We start from the raw sequence: 23,262 nt of genomic DNA, 5'->3' as shown, positions 1-23,262 counted from the left end.
CGTGCAGCCCCCTTCAGCCCATCGTGCCGCGGAAATCAATGTCACGCACCGTGACAACCCCGGACAGGATGAAGGCAACCAGCGCCAACCAGATCACGAAGGTGATACCCGTGGTGATCCAAGCCTTTCTGGCGACCACATGGTCTGCAGGCGCGGATTTCGGCGTGCCGGGCACCACCTCGCCCCGATCCCCCTGCGAGGTGAAGCGCACGGGCAGCACCATGAAGAAGACCATGAACCAGGTGACAGCAAAAAGGATCAGCGCGCCGGTGATGGACATGGGTCAGACTTGCTCCAGTTCGACAAGACAGCCGTTGAAATCCTTGGGATGCAGGAACAGGACCGGTTTGCCATGCGCGCCGATCTTCGGCTCGCCCGTGCCCAGAACCCGCGCCCCTGCGGCCTTGAGCTGATCGCGCGCCGCAAGGATATCTTCCACCTCATAGCAGATATGGTGGATGCCGCCTGCGGGATTCTTGTCAAGAAACCCCTGAATGGGCGAATTTTCCCCCAGCGGATACAGCAGTTCGATCTTGGTATTGGGCAGATCGATGAACACGACCGTCACGCCATGATCGGGTTCGTCCTGCGGCGCGCGCACATGGGCACCCAGCGTGTCGCGGTATTGTGCTGCCGCCGCCTCAAGATCGGGCACAGCAATCGCCACATGGTTCAGACGTCCGATCATCGCAGGCTCTCCTCTCGCTTGCGTTCATGTCACGCGCGGCCCGGGCCAGGGGCCATCCCCGTGGTTATGCTGCGCTGCCGCGACTGGCGCAAGCCCCGGAACGGCGGGATGCGCCCATGCGCGTTGCGTCAGACTCGCACAGGGGTGCTGGATCGTTTACCAGCGATTAGGCCTTTTCTGCTGTTCTGGACCTCTGCACCCACCGACAGGATCCGCCATGCCGCTGCCCGCATCCGCCTCTGATCCGCCCCACCTGCATCTGCCCGCCCGGCTGGCCGCCGAAGCGCAGGCTGCCCCGTTGCGCGGGCTGACGATCCTGATGGTGGAGGACAGCCGCTTCGCATCGGATGCGCTGCGCCTTTTGTGCCAGCGGTCAGGGGCCCGGCTGCGGCGGGCGGAAACCCTGCGCGCCGCGCGGGCGCATCTGCGGCTGTACCGGCCCGATGTGGTGATGATCGATCTGGGCCTTCCCGATGGCAGGGGCGAGGCGCTGATCCGTGAACTGGCGCTTGGGTCGGGGCCACGTCCGGTTCTTCTCGGGCTCAGCGGCGATCCATCCGGGCGGGCCGGGGCGCTGGCCGCCGGGGCAGACGGGTTCGTTGAAAAGCCGGTCCCGGGGCTGGCCGCATTCCAGACCCTGATCCTGCGGCTGATGCCGGGGGCGCAGCGCACGACTTTGGGCCATGCGCTGACCAGCGATCCATCTGCGGCCCAGGCCCCTGATCCTCTGGCCCTGCATGATGATCTGGTTCATGCGGCGGCACTGATCGAGGCGGGCCCTGATGCCGCCAGTGCGGGCTATGTCGCCGGGTTCGTTCAGGGTGTGGCGCGGGTTGCCTGCGACCCCGTGCTGGAACAGGCGGCCGGGGCCGCCCGTCAACGCGGTGGTGGCCTCTCGGAACTGGCGCAGCTGATCTCGGCCCGGCTCAAGGCACCTGTCGCGCCGTTGATCGCCCCGCGCCCCGCCATGGAATAACCGGTCAGCCGGCCAGACATTCCGAATAGATCATCGCCTCGGCATCGCCTTCGCCATGCAGCAACATGGCGCTGTCCCCTTTGGTCCACCAGACAAAGGGGGCGGCCGGGTCGCGGCTGACATAGCGCGCGCCAGAGGCGCTGAGCGCCACTTCGAACACCATCTGACGGCCTTCGAAGGTCAGCACGGCGAAACTGCGGTCCCCGGGATTGAGATAGCTGGCCAAGACCTGCGCGCCGCGATCGCAGCTGTACCGGGCAGTGCTGATCTCTTGGGCGGTGACAGGCGTGGCAAACAGCAGGGCAAGGGTCAGAAAACGGATCACAACATCACTCCGGTTGGGTCACAGGGATTGCAGGGCCGGGTCCGATCCTGCACGGACGAGCCGCGTCAGATCGGACAGGCGTTCGCGCTGACGCCCCTCGGGGCTGAAATTGCCGGGGCTGAGCCAAGCGGCATAGGCCTCGCGCAGGCCGGGCCATTCACTGTCGATGACGGAAAACCACGCTGTATCGCGGTTATGCCCCTTGACCACCATATGCTGCCGGAAGGTGCCTTCGTAACTGAAGCCAAGCCGCTGTGCGGCCCGGCGTGACGGCAGGTTGCGGGCATTGCATTTCCATTCATAGCGACGATATCCGGCGGCAAAGGTCCAATCCATCATCAGGAACATGGCTTCGGTCGCGGCGCGGGTCTTTTGCAGGGCGGGGGCCATGCAGATATGCCCCACCTCGATCACGCCATGGGTCTGGTCGATGCGCAGGAAAGCCGCGATCCCGGTGCAATGGCCGCTGGCCAGATCGCGGATCACCAGAAAGACCGGATCACGCAATGCCTCGTGATCCTTGGCCCAGCGATGATAGGCCGCAGCCCCGCCAAAGGGGCCGTAGCCCATGTAATCCCACAGCGAATCATCCACCGAAAAGGCGCGATACAGATCGGCGGCGTGCAGATCGGCCTGAAGCGGTTCCAGCCAGACACCATCGCCGCGCAAGACGGCCCCCGCCGGATGGGCCAAATCCTGCAGAGGGGCCACTGCCACGCCAAGATCCACCACCATCACCCCCTCCATCCCGGTTTTGCCCAAGGCTATGCGGCGGTTGGGCCAAGCGCAAGATCAGCGCAGCAGGCCAGGATCATCCCCCATCTGCAGCCCCGGAAACACGGCATTTTCCAGAACCGCACGGTCAAAACCGTAGAGGCCCCGCATCGCCCAAGCCGCCCAGGCGCGCACATCGGTCGTGGGCATCAGGTCGCGCCGGGCATAAAGGGCGGTCTCGTCCAGCCCAGGCCAGCGGCCAAGCACCCGCCCGCCGCGCAGGGCGCCACCGGCCAGAAGCATGGCGCCACCCGTGCCGTGATCCGTGCCCCTTGTGCCATTCTCGGCCACGGTGCGGCCGAATTCGGTCATTGCAACCACCAATGTGCGATCCCAGATGCCCCCCAGCCCGCTGCGCAATTGCAGGAACAATCGCTCCAACCCCGACAGGCTTTGCCCCAGAGGCCCTTTTTGCTGGCGGTGCGTGTCCCAACCCGACAGCGAAAAGGCCGCGATCCGCGTTTCCGCGCGCAGACGTTCCACCGCGAAACCGGCCAGGCGGTCGATATCGGCCAGCCGCTTTCCGGCGGCGGGCAACATCGGCGCACCGCTGGCGTCGCGGTCACCTGCGGTGATTTCCATCGCCTCCATCGCGGCCTGCTGGAACAGCGGGTCATCGTGATAGATCTGTTCGAGCAAGAGGCGGCTCTGCGCCGAAAGCTGCAATTCCTGATCCGGGGTCCAGTTGCGCACATCGGCAGCCCCCGCCAGCAGGGGCAAGGCCTCGCGCCCGACCGCATAGGCGGTTTCGGCGGTGATCCCCGGCACAGCCTGCAACATGCGGTTCAGCCAGCCATCGCGCACCTCGGGTTGCGGCACATCGAGGCCCGTGCCGGCCTCCAGAATATCCTGCCCGTCGAAATGGCTGCGCTTGTCGCGATAGGGGGTCGATGTGGCATGGACCATCGCAAGCTCCCCCGCCTGCCACAGGGGCATCAGCCCGGCCAGCTTTGGATGCAGCGCGAAATAACCGTCCAGCGGCAGTGCGCCAGTCTGAACCCCCAGACTGGGGCGATAGCGGGCAAAAAGCGGATCGCCCAGCGGCTGCACCGCATCCAGCCCGTCCATCGCGCCGCGCAGGATCACCACCACCAGCCGGTTTTCGCCCAGGGCGGGCGCCCCTTGCGCCAGTGTGACCGTGGTCAGCCAGGGGTGGGCGGCAGCCGAGCAGCCCAGCACCGCCGCACCTTTCAGGAATAGCCGTCGGTTCAGCATCTTGTCCCTCTCAGCGGCGGTTGAATTCGGCAGAGGCCAGAACCAGCCCCACGCCTTCGCGCGGCGATTCTGCCCGCGCCACGGCCTGCAACAACACGGGCGAGGCCAGACTTCCCAAGGCACGGCGGGCCAGATCGCGCGGGTCGGGCATGCCCCCCGAAACCAGCCGCCCCGGCACAGTCATCGCCCAGTCGATCCGCGCGGCCAGACCCAGCGGCGTGATCCAGGCGGTGACCTCTTCGGCCCAGCCATCGGGGCCGGGGGCCTGCCCCCAATCCTGCCCCATGGTTTTCATCGGGGCGCGGATCAGCCGTTCAAAGGGCTTGGGCGCCATGCGCAGCACCCCTGCCCCGTCCACCCCAAGCGCACGCAGAGATGCGGACATGAAATCAAAGGGTTGCCGCGCCTTGTTCATCTTGGGTGACAGGGCGGCGGCATCGGTCAGCATTACCTCATACACCGGCATCAGCGCGGTTTCCGCCGCAAGATAGGCCGCCGCCATCCGGTCCACCAAGGCGGGATCGGGCTGATCGGCCAGAAAATGCACCGCCAGTTTCTGCGCCAGATGCCGGGCCGTTTCCGGGCGGCGGGCCAGATCGTCCAGCACAGCCAGGATCGGGGCCAGACCCTTGCCGCGATAGTCACGCCCCAGCACGGTTTCCGCACCGGGTTCGGCCATGGCCGGATTGAACACCGTGCCCTGCCCCTGTTCGAAGCTGAGCCCAGTCAGCAATTCGGCCAGTTGCCGCACATCTTCCTGGCTATAGCCCGCGCCGACGCCCATGGTGTGCAATTCGATCAATTCACGGGCAAGGTTTTCATTCAGCCCGCCCCGTTTGCGGCCCTGCGCCTGCCTTGACCCCGGTCCGCGCGAAGCCGTCTGATCCAGATAGATCAGCATCGAAGGATGCTGGATCGCCGCCTTCAGCAGATCGGCAAAGCGTCCGGCCAGATGCGGGCGGATCGCCTCGTCCATCCGCGCGGCGGACAGGGCCCGGTGATCGCGCAGCCGGGTTCCGGTGCTGAAATGATCGGCCCAAAAGGCAACAAGCCTTTCACGAAACCCGTCTTGCGTATCGACCGCACGGGCAATCTGGGCGCGCAGGATCGCCTGTTCCTGCGCCAGAACCTCTTGCAACACCTTGCCATAGGCCTTGCGGGCTGCCTTTTGCTGGGTCTGGCGCGATACCCGCCGTGCCTCGGACACCCGCGCGAAAACCTCAAGCACCGCATCAGGCGATGGGGTGGGAAAGGCTTGCGCTGCAAGATCGGGCCCGGCCAGAAGGGCCAGCACCGCCGTTGCATCCTGTGGCGCGCCGGGCGTCAGGGGCAAACCGGTGCCAAAGCGAAAGGCAAGGATATCTGCGGCTTCGGTCATCTGCTGCCCTCTGGAATGACACAGCCTCAAGATAGGCCAGCGGTGCGGGGTTGTAAGGCCCGATCATGGGCGCGCGCGGCTTTTTGCCTGCCGGCACCATGCCGCAACTTTAAGAACCCTTGATAACGAATTGAAGCAAAAGAAAACCCGCCCGGACCAAGGACCGGACGGGTTGAAATCATGCCGAAGAAACGATCAGGCGTCCTTCGGCACCACACGCAGGCGCAATTCGCGCAGCTGTTCGTTGGTCGGCTCCGACGGCGCGTTCATCAGCAGATCCTCGGCGCGCTGGTTCATCGGGAACATGATGACCTCGCGGATGTTCATCTCATCCGCCAGCAGCATCACGGCGCGGTCGATGCCCATTGCACAGCCACCGTGGGGCGGTGCGCCATATTTGAACGCCTTGACCATGCCACCAAAGCGCTTGTCCACTTCGCTGTTCGGGTAGCCCGCCAGTTCAAAGGCCTTGTACATGATCTCGGGCTTGTGGTTGCGGATACCACCCGAAATCAGCTCGTAGCCGTTGCAGGCAAGGTCATATTGATAGGCGTAAACGCTGAGCGGATCGCCTTGCAGCGCCTCCATCCCGCCTTGCGGCATGGAGAAGGGGTTGTGGCTGAAGTCGATTTTACCGTCGTCGGTTTTCTCATACATCGGGAAATCGACGATCCATGCGAAACGGAAGGAATTTTCCTCGATCAGGCCCAGTTCGCGGCCGATTTCATTGCGGGCGCGGCCAGCGATGGCCTCGAACTGCTCGGGCTTGCCGCCAAGGAAGAAGGCCGCGTCGCCAAGGCCAAGGCCAAGCTGCTGGCGGATGGCTTCGGTGCGTTCCGGGCCGATGTTCTTGGCGAGGGGGCCTGCGGCTTCCAAAACGCTCTCAGCGATAAGAGTGTCCTTGTAGACCAGAAATCCAGCATCGTTAAAAAACTCTGATGCAAGTTCACGCCCCAAATCAGTGAGATACCCATTTTCAGTGTAGCTGAAATCCTTTGCTTTCGCTCGCTCCACACCAACGCTTCTAGCAATGATTTCTTTGCCGGGTCGCGTTCTGCCATAGGCGGCGACCATTTTAAGGAGATTATTCTCCACTTTGCCGTCGAGCTTTCGGATTAGGTCAGCTTGGAAGGCCTCGATCGAGGCTTTCATTTCAGCTTTCCTATCATCGCCATCCTCGGCCTCGCGCCAGAAGATATACCCCATTCCCGGCAGGCCCTGCTGCTGCGCAAAGGCGTTCATGCGGTCGCAGAACTTGCGGCTGCCGCCTTTGGGGGCGGGGATGGCGCGGATTTGGGTGCCTTCTTGTTCCAGCAGTTTGGCGAAGACGGCGAAACCGGAGTCGCGGAAATGCTCGGAGACCACCTGCATCTTGATCGGGTTGCGCAGATCGGGCTTGTCTGAGCCATACCACAGCAGGCTGTCGCGATAGGCGATGCGCGGCCAATCGGTGGCGGTTTTGCAATCGGGGCGGAACTTCTCGAACAACCCTTGGATCACCGGCTGCACGGCGGCGAAGATGTCTTCCTGCTCGACAAAGGACATCTCGACATCCAGCTGATAGAAATCAGTGGGCGAGCGGTCGGCGCGCGGGTCTTCATCGCGGAAGCAGGGCGCGATCTGGAAGTAGCGGTCGAAACCGGCCACCATGATCAGCTGCTTGAACTGCTGCGGCGCTTGCGGCAGGGCGTAGAACTTGCCCGGATGCAGGCGCGACGGCACGAGGAAGTCGCGCGCGCCTTCGGGGCTGGAGGCGGTGATGATCGGGGTCTGGAATTCGTTGAAGCCCTGATCCCACATGGCATTGCGCAGATGGCGCACCACGTTGGAACGCAGCATCATGTTGTTGTGCAGCTTTTCGCGGCGCAGGTCGAGGAAGCGATAGGTGAGGCGGGTTTCCTCGGGGTAATCGACCTCGCCAAAGACCGGCATCGGCAGTTCGGCGGCCTCGCCCAGCACGCGCATGCCCTTGATATAGACCTCGATCTCGCCCGTCGGCAGTTTCGGGTTCACAAGGCTGGCGTCGCGGGCCTTCACGAGGCCATCAATGCTGATGACCCATTCGGCGCGGACCTTTTCAATCTCGGCAAAGGCCGGGCTGTCGCTGTCGGCCAGCACCTGCGTGATGCCGTAATGGTCGCGCAGGTCGATGAACAGCACGCCGCCATGATCGCGCACGCGATGGACCCAACCCGACAGGCGCACATTTTGCCCGACGTGATCCTTGTTGAGTTGCGCACAAGTATGGCTGCGATAGGCGTGCATCACGCTCCCCTTTCCGAGGCTTTGGTCCTGACGTGCCGATACACACCGCGCGCCGGGCCAAGTCAACCCCGCCGGGATAGGGCGCGGGCGCTTCGCCATCGGCTTGGGGTGATTTTTGTCCGGTCAACCCACCCAGACGGCCGGGATCAGCCCGCGCAGGGCATTTCCAACCCAAAGCTGCACCCGGGGCAAGTCCTGCGGCCAAAGCATCTCTTCCTGGCAAGCCAGTTCGGCCCGCAGCACCCCGGGCAGCACCCCGCAAGCCAGAGGGGGCGTGCGCAGTCCCTGCCCCCGGTCAAAGAAGATATTCGTGATCGTGCCTTCGCAGACCTCGCCGCGTTCGTTGAGGAAGATCAGTTCATCCACCCCGCCGGGAAGGGCGGCGCGGGCCGCATCATAAAGCGCGCGGCGGGTCGATTTCACCCGCAGCCAGGGGTCGCCTGACCACAGCCGCTGATCGGCCAGCCCCAGCCGCCATTGCGCCGCGGCGGGTGGCAAGGGGGCTTCCGTCACCGACAGGGCACCATCTGCCCCCAATGTGGCCCGCAGCCGGGCCGGGCCTTCGGGCCGGGGCAAGGCTGATTGCAGCGCGCCGGGGACATAGGGAAATCCCAGTTGGGCGGCAGAGCGCGCAAGCCGCGCCTCATGCCCGGCCAGACGCGGGCAGCACGCGCCATCCCACAGGATCGTTTCGATCAGCGCCACATCCATCAGCGCACCAGCGCCGCCGCATAGCGCGCCTTCCAATGCGCCTCGTCCCATTCGCCCTGGGCGGTGCTGTCATGCACCACGCCGCCGCCCACATTCAGCACCGCCCGATCCGGCCAGACCGACAGCGTGCGGATCGCGACGTTGAAGGCGCTGGCCCCATCCGGTGCCATCCAGCCGATGGCCCCGCAATAGACCCCGCGCGGAAAGGGTTCGACTTCGCGAATGATCTGCATGGCACGGATCTTGGGTGCCCCGGTGATCGACCCGCAAGGAAACAGCGCAGGCATCAACCGGGCCAGAGCGGGCGGTTCCACCAATTGCCCGACCACGCGCGATGACATCTGATGCACGGTGGCAAAGGCCTCGACCGCGAAAAGTTCGGGCACTTTCACCGATCCGATGGCAGACAGGCGCGATATGTCATTGCGCAGCAGATCGACGATCATCAGGTTTTCCGCCCGGCCCTTTTCACTGTGATAAAGCGCCTGGGCCAGCGCCGCATCTTCCTCGGGGTCGGCACCGCGTGGGGCGGTGCCCTTCATCGGGCGGCTTTCGATCCGGCCTGCCGGGGTGGTGGAAAAGAACAGCTCCGGGCTGCGCGACACGATCACCGGCCCGGTGCCCAGATCCAGATAGGCCCCATACCCCACGGCCTGCCGGGCCCGCAGCGCACCATAAAGCGCCAGCGGATCGCCCGTCACCCGGGTTGCCATCGGGAAGGTCAGGTTGATCTGATAGCAGTCACCCGCCGCGACATAATCCGCGACCCGATCAAAGGCCGCGCCATATTCGGCACGGCTGATCATGGGGTCGAGGGCGGCCAGATGGGCATCGCGCGGCAGGTCCGCCAGCAGGGCGTCCGCCGGTTCGGGCGCATCGTAAACGCCAAAGGCCAGCAACGGATGGTCGCGCCCCTCCGGCATCAGCGCGGCCAGCTTGGGCTCCAGCGCATAGCCGGCCTCATAGCTGACATAGCCCGCGACCCAGGCCCCGGCCCCACGTTCGGCATCCAGCCGCGCCAAGGCAGGGGCCAGTTCGGAGGGATCATGCGCAACGACAAGATCGCGCGGGGCGCGAAAGCAGACGGGGCGCCGCTCTGGGCCGTGTTCCAGCAGGATCAACGCATCGCTCCCTTCTGCCAAGTGTCGTGGGGTCCATCTAGCACCGCCCCCTGCCCCCGACCAGTCATGGTTCCGGCAAAGGGTTCGTTGACCTTTAGACGCAGCCTGCCCACACTGCCCCGGCAAATGCGGCCAGACAGGGAATGAATGTGACCTATCTCTTGTTCAAGGCCATGCTGTCCGGGGCTCTGATTGCCATCGCGTCGGAAGTGGCCCGGCACTGGCCGGGGTTCGGTGCGTTGATTGCCTCGCTGCCGCTGATTTCCCTGCTGGGGATGATCTGGCTTTGGCGCGACACCGCAGATATCGAACGGCTGGCTGATCACACGCAGGCAACCCTGTGGTTCATCGCCCCGTCCGTGCCGATGTTCGTGCTGATGCCCTGGCTCTGGCGTGCGGGCGTTTCGTTCTGGGCCGGGCTTGGCATCGGGTGCATTCTGACCGTGATGCTCTATCTACTGATGATCTGGGGGGCCAGCCGGATGGGGATACGCCTGTGATCCGCGCAAATGGAAAGCATTCACCCTTGCGCCCCGGCCTGCGCTGACTATAACCCCCGACAATTTGCGCAATGCTCAGAATCCTGTCCTCCGGCCCGAAGGGGCGCGGCGGACCTCATACGGGGGCCACCATGCCGAAAAGAACCGATATCTCCTCGATCATGATCATCGGTGCAGGCCCCATTGTGATCGGGCAGGCCTGCGAGTTCGACTATTCCGGCGCACAGGCCTGCAAGGCGCTGCGCGAGGAAGGGTATCGGGTCATCCTCGTGAACTCCAACCCCGCCACGATCATGACCGATCCGGGCCTGGCCGATGCCACCTATATCGAACCGATCACGCCGGAAGTGGTGGCCAAGATCATCGAGAAGGAACGCCCCGACGCGATCCTGCCCACCATGGGCGGCCAGACCGGGCTGAACACCACGCTGGCGCTGGATGACATGGGCGTGCTGGAAAAATTCAACGTCAAGCTGATCGGCGCCAACCGGCAGGCCATCGAGATGGCCGAAGACCGCAAGCTGTTCCGCGAGGCGATGGACCGGCTGGGGCTGGAAAACCCCAAGGCCACGATCATCGCGGCCCCCAAGGTGAACGGCAAATACGATGTGGCTGCGGGTGTGGCCGAGGCGATGAAGGCGCTGGATTATGTCGGCCTGCCCGCGATCATCCGCCCCGCCTTTACCCTTGGCGGCACCGGTGGCGGTGTAGCCTATAACCGCGATGATTATGAGGCCATCGTGAAAAGCGGCCTTGAGGCCAGCCCTGTGGCGCAGGTTCTGGTCGATGAATCGCTGCTGGGCTGGAAAGAATATGAAATGGAGGTGGTGCGCGACCGCAAGGACAACGCCATCATCGTCTGTTCAATCGAAAACATTGATCCGATGGGCGTGCATACCGGCGATTCGATCACCGTCGCCCCGGCGCTGACCCTGACCGACAAGGAATATCAGATCATGCGCAACGGCTCGATCGCCGTTTTGCGCGAGATCGGCGTGGAAACCGGCGGGTCGAACGTGCAATGGGCGATCAACCCGGCCGATGGCCGTATGGTGGTGATCGAGATGAACCCGCGCGTGTCGCGCTCCTCGGCGCTGGCGTCGAAGGCGACCGGCTTCCCGATTGCGAAAATCGCCGCCAAACTGGCTGTGGGTTACACGCTGGACGAGCTGGATAACGACATCACCAAGGTCACACCCGCGTCGTTTGAACCGTCAATCGACTATGTGGTGACCAAGATCCCGCGGTTCGCTTTTGAAAAATTCCCCGGTTCGGAAAACAACCTGACCACCGCGATGAAATCGGTGGGCGAGGTGATGGCGATTGGCCGCACCATTCATGAGTCCCTGCAAAAGGCGTTGGCCAGCTTGGAAACCGGGCTGTCGGGCTTTGACGAATTCGCTATTCCGGGCGCGCCGGACAAGGCCTCGATCTTCAAGGCGCTTGGGCAACAAACGCCCGACCGTCTGCGCGTGATCGCGCAAGCCATGCGCCATGGTTTGACGAATGACGAAATCCAGCAAGTGACCTCGTTTGATCCGTGGTTCCTGGCCCGCATCCGCGAAATCATGGATATGGAAGCAGAAATCCGCGCCAAAGGCCTGCCGGTGACCGAAGACGGCCTGCGCCGGGTCAAGATGATGGGCTTTACCGATGCGCGTCTGGCCAAGCTCACGGGCCGGGATGAGGGGCAGGTGCGCCGCGCCCGTCGCAATCTGGGCGTGAAGGCGGTGTTCAAGCGCATCGACACCTGCGCCGCAGAGTTTGAGGCCCAGACGCCCTATATGTATTCCACCTATGAGGCCCCCGCGATGGGCGATGTGGAATGCGAAAGCCGCCCGTCGAATGCCAAGAAGGTGGTCATCCTCGGCGGTGGCCCGAACCGGATCGGCCAAGGCATCGAGTTCGATTATTGCTGCTGCCATGCCTGCTTTGCGCTGACCGCGCAGGGCTATGAGACCATCATGGTCAACTGCAACCCCGAGACGGTGTCGACCGATTACGACACCTCGGACCGCCTGTATTTCGAGCCGCTGACGCTGGAACATGTGCTGGAAATCCTTCGGGTGGAGCAGGAGAACGGCACGCTGCATGGGGTGATCGTGCAGTTCGGCGGGCAAACGCCGCTGAAGCTGGCCAATGCGCTGCATGAGGAAGGCATTCCGATCCTCGGCACTACGCCGGATGCGATTGATCTGGCCGAAGACCGCGAGCGGTTCCAGCAATTGCTGAACGATCTGGGCCTGAAACAGCCGGTCAATGGCACGGCGCGGAGCCGCGACGAAGCCTTTGCCGTGGCCAAGGCCGTGGGCTATCCGCTGGTGATCCGCCCCAGCTTCGTGCTGGGCGGCCGCGCGATGGAGATCGTGCGCAGCGATGAGCAGCTGGAGCGTTACATCGCCACCGCCGTGCAGGTTTCGGGCGATACGCCGGTGCTGCTGGACAGCTATCTCTCGGGCGCCATCGAGGTGGATGTGGATGCGCTCTGCGATGGCGAGAACGTGCATGTCGCAGGCATCATGGAGCATATCGAAGAGGCGGGCGTCCATTCGGGCGATTCTGCCTGCTGCCTGCCGCCGCATTCGCTGAGCGCGGAAACGGTTGAAGAGTTGAAGCGCCAGACGGTGCTGATGGCCCGCGCGCTGAATGTTGTCGGCCTGATGAACGTGCAATTCGCCATCAAGGATGGCGTGATTTACGTGCTTGAGGTGAACCCGCGCGCCAGCCGCACCGTGCCCTTTGTGGCCAAGGCGACCGATAGCGCGATTGCATCCATCGCGGCGCGCCTGATGGCGGGGGAACCCCTGTCGAACTTCCCCGAACGCGCGCCCTATGCGGCAGGTGTCGGCCCCGATACCGTGCTGCCGCTGGCCGATGCGATGACGCTGGCCAACCCGATCACCCCGTGGTTCAGCGTGAAAGAGGCCGTGCTGCCCTTCGCCCGCTTCCCCGGTGTTGACCCGCTGCTCGGCCCGGAAATGCGTTCGACCGGCGAGGTGATGGGCTGGGATCGCACCTTCGCGCTGGCCTTCCTCAAGGCACAGATGGGCGCAGGCATGCAATTGCCCGAAGGAGGCAAGGTCTTTTTGTCAGTCAAGGACATGGACAAGACCGCCGCATTGGCCGATGCCGCCCGCGACCTGATCGCTCTTGGGTTTGAAATCGTGGCGACACGGGGCACGGCAGGCTGGCTGACCGGGCTGGGCATTGCGGCACGCACCGTGAACAAGGTCTATGAAGGCCGCCCCAATATCGTGGATGCGTTGAAGAACACCGAAATCGCACTGGTGATGAACACGACCGAGGGCAATCAGGCCATCAATGACAGCCGCGACATCCGGCGGGTGGCGCTGATGGACAAGATCCCCTATTTCACCACCGCCGCCGCCAGCATCGCCGCCGTTGCCGCCATGAAGGCCCGCAGCGAAGGATATGGCGTGCGCACGCTGCAGGGCTGACGGAAAGAGGGGGCCGACGATGCGGCGGCCCTTCCTGAGCGCGCCCGCAAAAGCCCGCAGGGCACATTCCCTTCATCACCGGGGCATGGCATAAGGCGGCCATGGCCCGGCTGATCTGTCTGAACAAACCCTATGATGTGATGTGCCAGTTCTCGGGCGATGGCACGCGCGCGACGCTGGCCGATCTGGTGCCGGTGCCGGGGGTCTATCCGGCAGGGCGGCTGGATCGCGACAGCGAAGGGCTGGTGCTGCTGACCGATGACGGCAGGTTGCAAGCCCGGATCAGCGACCCGGCCCACAAGATGGAAAAGACCTATCTGGCGCAGGTCGAGGGCCTGCCAGATGCAGCGGCGCTGGAGGCCCTGTGCCGGGGCGTCGTGCTGAACGATGGCCCAACCCTGCCCGCCCGGGCGCGCGCGATTGATCCGCCCGCATGGCTTTGGCCACGCATCCCGCCGATCCGGGTGCGGCAGAGCGTCCCCGATTGCTGGATCGAACTGACCCTGCGCGAAGGCCGCAACCGCCAGGTGCGCCGGATGACAGCCGCGATTGGCCATCCCACGCTGCGGCTGATCCGCTGGCGGGTGGGCGACTGGACACTGGAAGGGCTGGCACCGGGCGAATGGCGGGAACTGGCTGTCGCCTCCCCTGCCCCGAAAGGACCAAGGCATGACCGAAGCCGACCGCCTTATCGCCGCGCTTGACCTGGCCCCGCATCCCGAAGGCGGCTGGTATCGGCAAACCTGGGTCGACACGACCAGCGCCGGGCGACCCCATGGCACGGCCATCCTGTTTCTGCTGAAAGCGGGCGAGTGCAGCCATTGGCACCGGGTGGATGCGGTGGAAATCTGGCTCTGGCATGCGGGGGCACCACTGCACCTGTCCACCGCCGCCGGAGACGAAGGCCCGGCAGAGGATCGGGTTCTGGGCCCTGCCGTGCTGCAAGGGGAAATGCCCCAGCTGATCGTGCCCGAGGGGCACTGGCAGGCGGCGCGCAGTCTGGGCGACTGGACACTGGTTTCCTGCACCGTCTCGCCTGGGTTTCACTTTGACGGCTTCACCCTTGCCCCGCCGGGATTTGACATTCCGCGCTGAAATGCCCGGCTCCGCTGAATTGTCCCGGTGACAAGATCGCCATGGCCCCCGGCCTGCCGAAGGATTAGGCATTGGCCATGATGACCCAGACCAAAGATTCCCCGCAAGGATTTGCCTTTGCCCTGTCGGCCTATGTGCTGTGGGGCTTTCTGCCGCTCTACATGAAGGCGCTGGCCGATGTGCCTGCCGCCGAAGTGATTGCCCATCGGGTGATCTGGTCGGTGCCGGTGGCAGGGCTGTTGCTGGTCTGGCTGGGCCGGACCGCCGATTTCTGGGCCGCCCTGCGCAATCCGCGCATGCTGGGCATGGGGGTAGTGACGGCGGGGCTGATCTCGCTCAATTGGGGGATCTATGTCTGGTCGATCCAGAACGGCCATGCGCTGGATGCAGCACTTGGCTATTACATCAACCCGCTTGTCACCGTGCTGGTGGGTGCGGGCCTGCTGGGCGAGCGGCTGAACCGCGCGCAGATGGCGGCCCTGGTGCTGGCGGCGGCGGCAGTCGGGGTGCTGACATGGGATGCGGGGCGGCTGCCCGTGCTGGCGCTTGGCATGACGGCGACCTGGGCGGCCTATGCCTATGCGAAAAAGCAGCTGCCCATCGGCCCCAATCAGGGTTTCATGCTGGAGGTGACGCTGCTCTTGCCGCTGGCATTGGGCTATGCGGGCTGGCTGGCCGCCAAGGGGGAAAGCCATTTCCTGAACGGAATCGCCTTTTATGACTGGATGCTGCCCGCGGCCGGGGTGGTGACGGCGGTGCCGCTGATCCTTTATGCCAATGGGGCCAAGCTGCTGCGGCTGTCCACCATCGGCATCCTGCAATATGTCTCACCCACGCTGATCTTTCTGGTCGCCGTGCTGGTCTTTGGCGAACCCTTCGGCTGGGCGCGGATGATCGCCTTTCCGATGATCTGGGCGGCGCTGGCGATCTATTCCCTTGGCATGTTGCGCGCGGCACGGGCGTAAGGGCGCTCGCGCGCCCCTCCTGGGCCAAGATAGAGGTGGTGTCAGTCAGGCCGGCTGATCTGTCCGCCACCGACAAGGGCCGGAACGCCGGTCGTGCCGGGCCCCGAAGTTGGCAGGCCCCGCGCGACACGCACGGCCAGATGGGCGAAGGCCTGCGCCTCCAGCATATCGCCATTCAGGCCCACCGCCTCGACCGGATCGACCGGGCAGGCGAAAAGGTCAGACAGATGGGCCATCAGCGTGGCATTCAGCCGCCCGCCCCCCGTCACCAGCAGGCGCGTGATCGGCCGGGGAAAATGGTCGGCCCCGCGCGCCACAGCCATGGCGGCGGCCTTGGTCAATGTGGCCGCGGCATCGGCATCCGAGAGCGAGGCAACGGCTTCGATCAGGCCATGAAAATCGTTGCGATCCAGAGATTTGGGCGGCATACGGAAGAAATAGGGGTGATTGAGGAAGGCCTGCAGGATCGCGTCATCCGCCGTGCCGCTGGCCGCCAGCGCCCCGTTCTCATCATGATCCAGCCCGCGCCGGGCGCGCAGCAGATCATTGACGGGGGCATTGGCGGGGCCAGTATCAAAGGCAAGGCAGGCGCCCTCGGCTTCCGGGCCTGAACAGCGGGGATCAACCCATGTCAGGTTGCCCACCCCGCCCAGATTGAGGAAGGCCAGCGGTTCACCCGCCCCGATATGACGGGCCAGCGCGAAATGGAAGAAGGGCGCAAGCGGAGCCCCCTGCCCGCCCAGGGCCACATCAGCCGCGCGGAAATCCCAGACCACCGGCAGACCCAGAACCTGCGCCAGCACTGCACCATCCCCTGCCTGATGGGTGCCGCGCCCGCGCGGATCATGGGCCAGGGTCTGGCCATGAAACCCGGCAATCTGCGCGCCGGAAAAGCGCGACATCACCTCGGCATGGGCGGTTTCCACCAGCTCTGCGGCAGCCATCACGCCCGGATCGCCGGGCCAGCCGCCCAAAGCGGTGCGCAGGATGGCCCGCTCGGCCTCGGAATAGGGGCGATAGGCGGTATCGCCGAATTCCTGAATGGTTTCGCCATCGGTCAGCACCAGCGCCGCATCCACACCGTCCAGCGATGTGCCCGACATAGTGCCCAATGCCCAGACTGCTTCGGCCTTCAACATGGCTTCCCCTTGTGACGCTGGCCCGATATACCCGGGCTCGCGTCATAGAACACGAGAGACCGATGACCTACCACCCGAAATCCGATTTCATGCGCGTGATGATGGAGCGCGGCTATCTGGCCGATTGCACCGATTATCAGGCGCTCGACGAGGCTTTGGTCAAGGGGATCGTGCCCGCCTATATCGGCTATGACGCCACGGCGGCGTCCTTGCATGTGGGGCATCTGCTCAACATCATGATGCTGCGCTGGCTGCAAAAGACCGGGCACAAGCCGATCACGCTGATGGGCGGCGGCACCACCAAGGTGGGCGACCCGTCCTTCCGTGCCGATGAACGCCCGCTGCTGACACCCGAAAAGATCGACGAGAACATCGCCGGCATGAAGCAGGTCTTTGGCCGTTACCTTTCGTATGGCGAGGGTGCGACCGATGCCATCATGCTCAACAATGCCGAATGGCTGGACAGCCTGAATTACCTCGATTTCCTGCGCGATATCGGGCGGCATTTCAGCGTGAACCGCATGCTCTCGTTTGAATCGGTGAAATCGCGGCTGGATCGCGAACAATCGCTCAGCTTCCTCGAATTCAACTACATGATCCTGCAAGCCTATGATTTTCTGGAGCTGAACCGCCGTTACGGGTGCCTGCTGCAGATGGGCGGCAGCGATCAATGGGGCAATATCGTCAACGGGATCGATCTCACCCGCCGCGTGCTGGACCGTGAGATTTACGGCCTCACCTCGCCGCTGCTGACCACCAGCGACGGCAAGAAGATGGGCAAATCGGCCTCGGGCGCGGTCTGGCTGAATGGCGCGATGCTGAGCCCGTATGAATTCTGGCAATTCTGGCGCAACACCACCGATGCCGATGTGGGCCGCTTCCTGAAACTCTACACCGATCTGCCGGTGGAGGAATGCGAACGTCTGGGCGCGCTGGCGGGATCGGAGATCAACGCGGCCAAGATCATCCTGGCCAATGAGGTGACGGCGCTGCTTCACGGAGCCGAGGCCGCACAGGCCGCCGAAGCCACGGCGCGCGAAGTGTTCGAAAAAGGCGGCGTGGGGGCCGATCTGCCAACCGTTACGTTGAACGTGGCCGATCTGGTGGATGGCATCACCGTGGCGCAGCTGTTTGTCCGCGCAGGGCTTGCACCGTCAGGCAAGGAGGCCAAGCGGCTGGTGGCCGAAGGCGGCGCACGGGTGAACGATGATCCGGTGCTGGATGCGGGGCACAAGCTGCATGCGGCGGATCTGGCCGAACCGGTGAAGCTGACGGCAGGGAAGAAACGCCACGCCCTGGTGGTTCTGGGCTGACCTGCCCGAGGCACAGATGGAACAGGGGGCCGCAATGCGGCCCCCTTTTTTCTGTCAGAACAGAACGATGTGATCGCCCATCACCAGATCGGCGGCGGAAATGTCTTCCAGCACGATACGGGTTCCGGCGTAACGGATGGCTGCGCCGCCCTCGACATCCACCACCGAGACCTCGGCGGCATCAATGCGGATCGTGTCGGCATCCAGATCGAAATCGGTGATGACGTCATTGCCCTCGGCCGCAGCGAAGACGAAGGTATCGTTACCAGCGCCACCCGTCATGGTATCGCGCCCTGCTGCGCCAAAGAGCTGGTCGTTGCCGGCACCGCCATCCAGAACGTCATCGCCTGCTTCGCCATACAGCTTGTCGCGCCCCAGACCACCCAGAACGGTGTCATGGCCGGTGCCGCCGCGCAGGATGTCATTGCCATTCGCGCCTTTTGCAAGCCCCAGAAGATCGTTGCCCGACCCACCAAGCGCCACGTCGTTGCCACGGCTGTCATAGATCGTATCATTGCCGAGATCGCCAACAATGCGATCTTTCCCGAGGCCACCGGTCGCCTCATCATTACCGCCGCGCAGGTTCAGCGTGACCGCAGCCCTGGTATGGAATCCCGACGTATTTGAAAGGTTGTAAACATCCGCCCCCGTGGTGCCCTGGATCGTCCAGTTCTGATTGGCAAAGTAGGTCAGCAGGGCGCGCCCATCCGAGAAAACAGCAGCATTCGTGGCGACATCCACATTCAGGCCCGTGATGCTGGCCAGAACCTGGTCTACATCGGCCGCGCGGATCTTGACCGAAGTGATGACACCTGTGCTGAAGCCGACCAACAGCGAGTCAAACGTGTTCGCATTCAGCCCGGTGCCGCCAAACGCAAAGCGCACATCATCATTGCCAGCCAGAACCTGGGTCGGGCTGTTGCGCGTGACGATCACGCCATCGGCATAAAGTTCATTGAGCAGGGGAACAAAGTTGGCAAGAGACGAAACGCCGGAAAGAACTGGCATGGAAACCTCCATCTGTGGAAAACCTTGCGGCAGTTAAAGCCAGCGCAGCAATACGGTCAAAGAAAAAGGTGCGGCCTTGTCAGGCCGCACCCAAAATACACGCCAGGGCTGCAGCCCTTAGTCCGCCACTGTCACCTTGACCATGCGATCAGGGCCAGCCACTTCGCCATTGCCGCCCTGCCCGCGCTTGATCGCGTCCACGACATCCATCCCCTCGACCACACGACCGACGACGGTATATTGGCCGTCCAGATGCGGGGCCGGGGCGAACATGATGAAGAACTGGCTGTTGGCCGAGTTCGGGTCCATCGACCGCGCCATGCCGACCACGCCGCGATCAAAGGTCAGATCCGAAAATTCGGCGGCCAGATCGGGTTTGGAAGACCCACCCATGCCTGCCTGCGGGCTGCCTCCCGCCTTGCCGAATTCCACATCGCCAGTCTGCGCCATGAAACCGTCGATCACGCGGTGGAACACCACATCATCATAGGCGCCTTCCTTGGCCAGCGCCACGATCTGCGCCACATGATTGGGGGCAACGTGATCGGCCATGTCGATCACGATGGTGCCCTTGGCCTCGCCATCGACCTCGATCACCAGATTGGGACCGGGGCCATACTCGGCCAGCGCGGGCGAGGCGAGCAGGGCCAGAACAGCGAGGATCTTACGCGACATCGGCAGCCACCCGCACGGTGATCATGCGGTCCGGGTTCGCCGGGGGCTCGCCGCGCATGATCTTGTCCACATGTTCCATCCCCGAAATGACACGGCCATAGACCGTGTACTGACCGTTCAGGAAATGGTTGTCCTTGAAGTTGATGAAGAACTGGCTGTTGGCTGAATTCGGGTTCTGCGACCGCGCAGCGCCCAGCGTGCCCCGGTCATGCGGCAGTTTGGAAAATTCGGCCGGCAGGTCCGGCAGGTCCGACCCGCCGGTGCCCGAACGGCGGGCATTGTAGGACGGGCTTTCCATATTGCCATGTTCCACGTCGCCGGTCTGGGCCATGAACCCCTCGATCACGCGGTGGAAGGCCACGTTGTCGTATTTTCCGGCGCGGGCCAGTTCTTTCATGCGTTCGCTGTGCTTGGGTGCCACATCTGGCAGAAGCGCAATCACCACTTCGCCGTCTTTCAGCATCATGATGATGGTGTTTTCGGGGTCTTTGATCTCGGCCATCCGGTCGGTCTCCTGTTTTGCTGGGCGCAAGGTAATGGCCCCTGCGCGCAAGGGGAAGGGCAAACCCGCGTGATCCTGTTGACGCGGGCCCATGATCGGCGGAAACAGGGGCAACCGATTTGCGAGGAGGCTGTCATGGCTTGGAAGACGCTGGATGAGATCGACCTGAACGGCAAGACCGTGCTGGTACGGGTGGATATCAACGTGCCGATGGAAAATGGCGTGGTCACCGATGCAACACGGATCGAAAAGATCGTGCCGACGGTGAAGGATATTCAGGCCAAGGGTGGCAAGGTGGTGTTGCTTGCCCATTATGACCGGCCCAAGGGCAAGGTGGTGCCGGAAATGAGCCTGGCCCATGTGCAGGGCGCGCTGGCGGCGGCCCTGGGCGGCAAGGTGGTGTTTGGCTCCGATTGCGTGGGCGATGTGGCCAAGGCCGCGATCAAGGGCGCGGGCCCCGGCGATGTGGTGCTGCTGGAAAACACCCGGTTCCACGCGGGTGAGGAAAAGAACGCCCCCGAGCTGGCTGCGGCCATGGCCGAGCTGGGGGATGTGTATGTGAACGACGCCTTCTCGGCGGCGCATCGTGCCCATGCCTCGACCGCCGGTCTGGCGCATCTGCTGCCTGCCGCTGCGGGGCGGTTGATGGAAGCGGAACTGCGCGCGCTGGAGGCCGCTTTGGGCGCACCCGAACGCCCGGTGGTGGCGGTGGTGGGCGGGGCCAAGGTGTCCACCAAGCTGGATCTGCTGGGGAACCTTGTCAGCAAGGTCGATCATCTGGTGATCGGCGGCGGCATGGCCAATACTTTCCTTGTGGCGCAAGGGGTTGAGGTCGGCAAATCGCTGGCCGAGCGCGATATGGCCGACACTGCGCGCGAGATCATGGGCAAGGCGCAGGCGGCGGGTTGCACCATCCATCTGCCGGTGGATGTGGTGGTGGCGCGCGAGTTCAAGGCGAATGCCGCGAATGAATGCGTGCCGACCGCAGATTGCCCCGCCGATGCGATGATCCTGGATGCAGGCCCGGCCACAGTGGCGGCGCTGGAGCAGGTCTTTGCCACTGCGAAAACCCTGATCTGGAACGGCCCGCTGGGCGCCTTTGAAATCGAGCCGTTTGATGCGGCCACCAATGCAGCGGCGCGGGCCGTGGCGGGGCTGACCCGGGCGGGCAAGCTGATTTCGGTCGCGGGCGGGGGCGACACTGTCGCGGCGCTGAACAAGGCCGGGGCGGCTGCCGATTTCAGCTTCATCTCCACCGCAGGCGGGGCTTTTCTTGAATGGATGGAGGGCAAGGACCTGCCCGGCGTCAGCGCGCTTGGGTGATTCCACCCGGGCGAGGTTGGCCCCCGCCCGTGCCTGCCAGCACTCCAGCGTTTCAATGAAAAAGCCCGCATCCTTGGATGCGGGCTTTTTGCTATCAACAACAGACAGTTTCAGAGAATTTCAATTTGCGCCTGTTCAAAGGTCCGCAGACGGTTTGCAATCTCCGCGAAGTTCGCCTCTGTCAGGTCCTCGATCGTCGCCGTCGTACTTGCTGTGAAATCCGTGAAGCTTTCTATGCGCACCGATGTCGTGCTGCTCAACCGGATGACAAGATCGCCATCCACAATTCTCCCCCGCTGCTGAAGCAGATCAAGGGCACCCTCTACCCCCTGCCAATAGGCATCCGACAGAACAATCGTGTCGTCGCTGGTCAGATCGGCAATCCTGTCACGGCCATGGCTGCCTGCAAAGGCAAAGGCATCGGCACCCAAGCCCCCGCGCAGGCGATCATTGCCGCCCTGCCCATACATGACGTCAGCACCGGCACCGCCCTGCAGGAGATCTTTTCCTGTACCACCGATGAGGGTGTCGTTGCCGACATCCCCCAAAAGGTTATCAGCACCAGCGCCGCCGTTCAGACGGTCATTCCCGACCCAGCCATGCAGCCGGTCAGAGCTTGACCCGCCATCGATGGTGTCATTGCCAAACCGATCAAGGATCGATTTGCGGAACAGACGGCTTTCCAGCGCTGCAACCAGATCATCGACGCTGTCAACGAATTCAACGGTGATGCGGTTTGCGCCATTCGTCAGCACAACCGTGTCGCCCACCACACGGGCAAAATCATCGATCACATCGGCAGCCGTCTCTTTGCCCTGCCAATAGATGTCGTCGAGCACGATGGAATCGAAAATCGAGAAGTTCTTGACCACGTCCCGGCCATGCCCCGCGTCGAAAACGAAAACATCCTCGCCCTCGCCGCCGTCACCATTACCGCCGGAAAGCTCGTCATCGTCGGTTCCGCCATTCAGCAGGTCGTTTCGCAGACCGCCCTGCAGCGTGTCGTTCCCGGCACCGCCCAGCAAGGTATCCGATCCCTGATTGCCTTGCATGAAGTCATTGCCGGCCCCGCCGATCACCCGGTCGTTGCCATTTCCGCCAGACAGCTCGTCATTGCCGGTGCCGCCATCCAGCGTATCGTTGCCTTTGAGCCCGTTCAGCGTATCATTGCCGCCGAACCCCAGCAGGTGATCCCTGAAATGGTCGGTCCCGGTCATGCTGTCATTCCCGGCAAACACCGCCGACAGGAAATCCTCGACCGTCGTGCCGCGCAGGTTGGAAAAAAGCGTGGATGCCGATAACGACAGGCCAGTCACCCGGAAAATCGGCGCGCCATTGACCTGGAAGGCAAAGCCCGTCACCGTGCCTGTGGCGCTGCTTCCGGTCACGCTGTAATTGCCGTCAAACGAAACGGTATTGCCACCCATAAGGAACGCGAACACATCGCTTGGGTCATCCCGGTTGATATAGCCGAATTCCCGTTCGAGATAGCTCGACAGGTTCAGCCCCTTCTTGATGTTCGCCGTCGTTGTCAGCCGCGCAATCGCATCCATCCTCAACTGCTCATGACTGCGCGCACGCAGCCAGTGAAACTCGCCCCTGATTTACTCATATTTGAGCTAAATTCGCGGTCAAGCTGATTGATGCAAACGGCGTTAATCCCTCGGCTGACCGGCAACAATCTTCCGATAATCAGCAGGTTGCCAACGCAGCAGGAACAATTCTCCGCCTGCGCGCCCGCACCGCGAATCTGCCCGCCCCCCCACACACGGCAGAAATCTGCCATGCGCGGCAGGTCGTTAACGCTAACAGCGTTGCGCGCGCGGCGGGG

At 63.6% G+C, this 23,262-nt stretch carries 22 protein-coding genes; 8 read left to right on the top strand and 14 right to left on the bottom strand.

Annotated features, from left to right (window positions below; genetic code table 11):
* Positions 1–13: 13 nt before the first annotated feature.
* On the bottom strand, positions 14–280 hold the full coding sequence (locus V6590_RS04775; protein WP_335420332.1) for a DUF1467 family protein: 267 nt from the start codon (positions 278–280) through the stop codon (positions 14–16).
* A 3-nt stretch (positions 281–283) separates the two neighbouring features.
* Positions 284–688 carry a methylmalonyl-CoA epimerase gene (gene mce, locus V6590_RS04770; RefSeq protein ID WP_335420328.1) on the bottom strand — a complete coding sequence of 135 codons (405 nt, stop codon included), beginning with the start codon at positions 686–688 and terminating at the stop codon, positions 284–286.
* A gap of 217 nt (positions 689–905) precedes the next feature.
* On the opposite strand from mce, the gene V6590_RS04765 reads away from it, so the two are divergent.
* Complete coding sequence (locus tag V6590_RS04765) at positions 906–1,664, top strand: response regulator (protein WP_335420326.1); 759 nt, start codon at positions 906–908, stop codon at positions 1,662–1,664.
* A 4-nt stretch (positions 1,665–1,668) separates the two neighbouring features.
* Here the strand turns inward: V6590_RS04765 and V6590_RS04760 are convergent, their stop codons facing one another.
* The 7 genes from V6590_RS04760 to V6590_RS04730 form a co-directional block, all read right to left on the bottom strand.
* A complete protein-coding gene (locus tag V6590_RS04760; RefSeq protein WP_335420324.1) occupies positions 1,669–1,989 on the bottom strand; it encodes an MliC family protein in 321 nt (106 codons plus the stop codon).
* A gap of 18 nt (positions 1,990–2,007) precedes the next feature.
* A complete protein-coding gene (locus V6590_RS04755; protein ID WP_335420321.1) occupies positions 2,008–2,724 on the bottom strand; it encodes a GNAT family N-acetyltransferase in 717 nt (238 codons plus the stop codon).
* A gap of 57 nt (positions 2,725–2,781) precedes the next feature.
* Positions 2,782–3,978 carry a DUF1501 domain-containing protein gene (locus V6590_RS04750; RefSeq protein WP_335420318.1) on the bottom strand — a complete coding sequence of 399 codons (1,197 nt, stop codon included), beginning with the start codon at positions 3,976–3,978 and terminating at the stop codon, positions 2,782–2,784.
* A gap of 10 nt (positions 3,979–3,988) precedes the next feature.
* On the bottom strand, positions 3,989–5,356 hold the full coding sequence (locus tag V6590_RS04745) for a DUF1800 domain-containing protein (protein ID WP_335420315.1): 1,368 nt from the start codon (positions 5,354–5,356) through the stop codon (positions 3,989–3,991).
* 195 nt (positions 5,357–5,551) lie between these two features.
* Entirely contained in the window at positions 5,552–7,621 is a 2,070-nt protein-coding gene (gene aspS, locus V6590_RS04740; protein ID WP_335420312.1) for an aspartate--tRNA ligase, read from the bottom strand.
* 123 nt (positions 7,622–7,744) lie between these two features.
* Complete coding sequence (locus tag V6590_RS04735) at positions 7,745–8,383, bottom strand: aminotransferase class IV family protein (protein WP_335420309.1); 639 nt, start codon at positions 8,381–8,383, stop codon at positions 7,745–7,747.
* A complete protein-coding gene (locus V6590_RS04730; protein WP_335420864.1) occupies positions 8,332–9,453 on the bottom strand; it encodes an aminodeoxychorismate synthase component I in 1,122 nt (373 codons plus the stop codon). The genes V6590_RS04735 and V6590_RS04730 overlap by 52 nt, the downstream gene beginning before the upstream one ends.
* A gap of 143 nt (positions 9,454–9,596) precedes the next feature.
* Between V6590_RS04730 and V6590_RS04725 the strand changes: the two genes are divergently transcribed.
* From V6590_RS04725 to rarD, 5 genes are all read left to right on the top strand, one after another.
* The gene (locus V6590_RS04725) at positions 9,597–9,953 is read left to right on the top strand and encodes a DUF3147 family protein (RefSeq protein ID WP_335420306.1); all 357 of its coding nucleotides are present in this window, start codon (positions 9,597–9,599) and stop codon (positions 9,951–9,953) included.
* 131 nt (positions 9,954–10,084) lie between these two features.
* Entirely contained in the window at positions 10,085–13,411 is a 3,327-nt protein-coding gene (gene carB, locus V6590_RS04720) for a carbamoyl-phosphate synthase large subunit (protein ID WP_335420302.1), read from the top strand.
* 101 nt (positions 13,412–13,512) lie between these two features.
* The gene (locus tag V6590_RS04715) at positions 13,513–14,115 is read left to right on the top strand and encodes a pseudouridine synthase (protein WP_335420299.1); all 603 of its coding nucleotides are present in this window, start codon (positions 13,513–13,515) and stop codon (positions 14,113–14,115) included.
* Positions 14,081–14,506: a cupin domain-containing protein gene (locus V6590_RS04710; protein ID WP_335420297.1), complete on the top strand. Its 426-nt coding sequence runs from the start codon at positions 14,081–14,083 to the stop codon at positions 14,504–14,506. Before V6590_RS04715 ends, V6590_RS04710 begins: the two co-directional genes overlap by 35 nt.
* Before the next feature lie 77 nt (positions 14,507–14,583).
* Positions 14,584–15,471 carry an EamA family transporter RarD gene (gene rarD / locus V6590_RS04705; protein WP_434063228.1) on the top strand — a complete coding sequence of 296 codons (888 nt, stop codon included), beginning with the start codon at positions 14,584–14,586 and terminating at the stop codon, positions 15,469–15,471.
* 41 nt (positions 15,472–15,512) lie between these two features.
* On the opposite strand, the gene V6590_RS04700 is transcribed toward rarD, so the two are convergent.
* The gene (locus tag V6590_RS04700) at positions 15,513–16,610 is read right to left on the bottom strand and encodes an anhydro-N-acetylmuramic acid kinase (protein WP_335420291.1); all 1,098 of its coding nucleotides are present in this window, start codon (positions 16,608–16,610) and stop codon (positions 15,513–15,515) included.
* Between the two features lie 62 nt (positions 16,611–16,672).
* Here V6590_RS04700 and tyrS point away from each other — a divergent pair, with 62 nt between their 5' ends.
* Entirely contained in the window at positions 16,673–17,923 is a 1,251-nt protein-coding gene (gene tyrS / locus V6590_RS04695; RefSeq protein ID WP_335420288.1) for a tyrosine--tRNA ligase, read from the top strand.
* Between the two features lie 54 nt (positions 17,924–17,977).
* Here tyrS and V6590_RS04690 read toward each other — a convergent pair whose 3' ends face one another.
* From V6590_RS04690 to V6590_RS04680, 3 genes are all read right to left on the bottom strand, one after another.
* The gene (locus V6590_RS04690) at positions 17,978–18,931 is read right to left on the bottom strand and encodes a calcium-binding protein (protein WP_335420285.1); all 954 of its coding nucleotides are present in this window, start codon (positions 18,929–18,931) and stop codon (positions 17,978–17,980) included.
* Between the two features lie 117 nt (positions 18,932–19,048).
* Positions 19,049–19,606, bottom strand: a complete 558-nt coding sequence (locus V6590_RS04685; protein WP_335420282.1) for a peptidylprolyl isomerase — start codon at positions 19,604–19,606, stop codon at positions 19,049–19,051.
* Positions 19,596–20,108, bottom strand: coding sequence for a peptidylprolyl isomerase (locus V6590_RS04680; RefSeq protein WP_335420279.1), 513 nt, complete (start codon positions 20,106–20,108; stop codon positions 19,596–19,598). The genes V6590_RS04685 and V6590_RS04680 overlap by 11 nt, the downstream gene beginning before the upstream one ends.
* Before the next feature lie 135 nt (positions 20,109–20,243).
* Here V6590_RS04680 and V6590_RS04675 point away from each other — a divergent pair, with 135 nt between their 5' ends.
* Entirely contained in the window at positions 20,244–21,431 is a 1,188-nt protein-coding gene (locus V6590_RS04675; RefSeq protein ID WP_335420276.1) for a phosphoglycerate kinase, read from the top strand.
* 110 nt (positions 21,432–21,541) lie between these two features.
* Here V6590_RS04675 and V6590_RS04670 read toward each other — a convergent pair whose 3' ends face one another.
* A complete protein-coding gene (locus V6590_RS04670; protein ID WP_335420273.1) occupies positions 21,542–22,984 on the bottom strand; it encodes a calcium-binding protein in 1,443 nt (480 codons plus the stop codon).
* Positions 22,985–23,262 lie beyond the last annotated feature (278 nt).

Source organism: Gemmobacter denitrificans (genome assembly GCF_036964905.1).
Taxonomy (GTDB): domain Bacteria; phylum Pseudomonadota; class Alphaproteobacteria; order Rhodobacterales; family Rhodobacteraceae; genus Gemmobacter; species Gemmobacter denitrificans.
This window is presented reverse-complemented; position numbering and strand designations above follow the sequence as displayed.

What these genes read in the sequence shown, in the direction of transcription:
- tyrS (WP_335420288.1), top strand. Translation starts at nt 16,673, where the DNA reads ATGACCTACCACCCGAAATCCGATTTCATGCGCGTGATGATGGAGCGC.
- V6590_RS04700 (WP_335420291.1), bottom strand. Translation starts at nt 16,610, where the DNA reads ATGTTGAAGGCCGAAGCAGTCTGGGCATTGGGCACTATGTCGGGCACA.
- V6590_RS04725 (WP_335420306.1), top strand. Translation starts at nt 9,597, where the DNA reads ATGAATGTGACCTATCTCTTGTTCAAGGCCATGCTGTCCGGGGCTCTG.
- rarD (WP_434063228.1), top strand. Translation starts at nt 14,584, where the DNA reads ATGATGACCCAGACCAAAGATTCCCCGCAAGGATTTGCCTTTGCCCTG.
- aspS (WP_335420312.1), bottom strand. Translation starts at nt 7,621, where the DNA reads ATGCACGCCTATCGCAGCCATACTTGTGCGCAACTCAACAAGGATCAC.
- V6590_RS04745 (WP_335420315.1), bottom strand. Translation starts at nt 5,356, where the DNA reads ATGACCGAAGCCGCAGATATCCTTGCCTTTCGCTTTGGCACCGGTTTG.
- V6590_RS04710 (WP_335420297.1), top strand. Translation starts at nt 14,081, where the DNA reads ATGACCGAAGCCGACCGCCTTATCGCCGCGCTTGACCTGGCCCCGCAT.
- mce (WP_335420328.1), bottom strand. Translation starts at nt 688, where the DNA reads ATGATCGGACGTCTGAACCATGTGGCGATTGCTGTGCCCGATCTTGAG.
- V6590_RS04775 (WP_335420332.1), bottom strand. Translation starts at nt 280, where the DNA reads ATGTCCATCACCGGCGCGCTGATCCTTTTTGCTGTCACCTGGTTCATG.
- V6590_RS04755 (WP_335420321.1), bottom strand. Translation starts at nt 2,724, where the DNA reads ATGGTGGTGGATCTTGGCGTGGCAGTGGCCCCTCTGCAGGATTTGGCC.
- V6590_RS04670 (WP_335420273.1), bottom strand. Translation starts at nt 22,984, where the DNA reads ATGGATGCGATTGCGCGGCTGACAACGACGGCGAACATCAAGAAGGGG.
- V6590_RS04715 (WP_335420299.1), top strand. Translation starts at nt 13,513, where the DNA reads ATGGCCCGGCTGATCTGTCTGAACAAACCCTATGATGTGATGTGCCAG.
- V6590_RS04765 (WP_335420326.1), top strand. Translation starts at nt 906, where the DNA reads ATGCCGCTGCCCGCATCCGCCTCTGATCCGCCCCACCTGCATCTGCCC.
- V6590_RS04680 (WP_335420279.1), bottom strand. Translation starts at nt 20,108, where the DNA reads ATGGCCGAGATCAAAGACCCCGAAAACACCATCATCATGATGCTGAAA.
- carB (WP_335420302.1), top strand. Translation starts at nt 10,085, where the DNA reads ATGCCGAAAAGAACCGATATCTCCTCGATCATGATCATCGGTGCAGGC.
- V6590_RS04735 (WP_335420309.1), bottom strand. Translation starts at nt 8,383, where the DNA reads ATGGGACGAGGCGCATTGGAAGGCGCGCTATGCGGCGGCGCTGGTGCG.
- V6590_RS04685 (WP_335420282.1), bottom strand. Translation starts at nt 19,606, where the DNA reads ATGTCGCGTAAGATCCTCGCTGTTCTGGCCCTGCTCGCCTCGCCCGCG.
- V6590_RS04750 (WP_335420318.1), bottom strand. Translation starts at nt 3,978, where the DNA reads ATGCTGAACCGACGGCTATTCCTGAAAGGTGCGGCGGTGCTGGGCTGC.
- V6590_RS04690 (WP_335420285.1), bottom strand. Translation starts at nt 18,931, where the DNA reads ATGCCAGTTCTTTCCGGCGTTTCGTCTCTTGCCAACTTTGTTCCCCTG.
- V6590_RS04675 (WP_335420276.1), top strand. Translation starts at nt 20,244, where the DNA reads ATGGCTTGGAAGACGCTGGATGAGATCGACCTGAACGGCAAGACCGTG.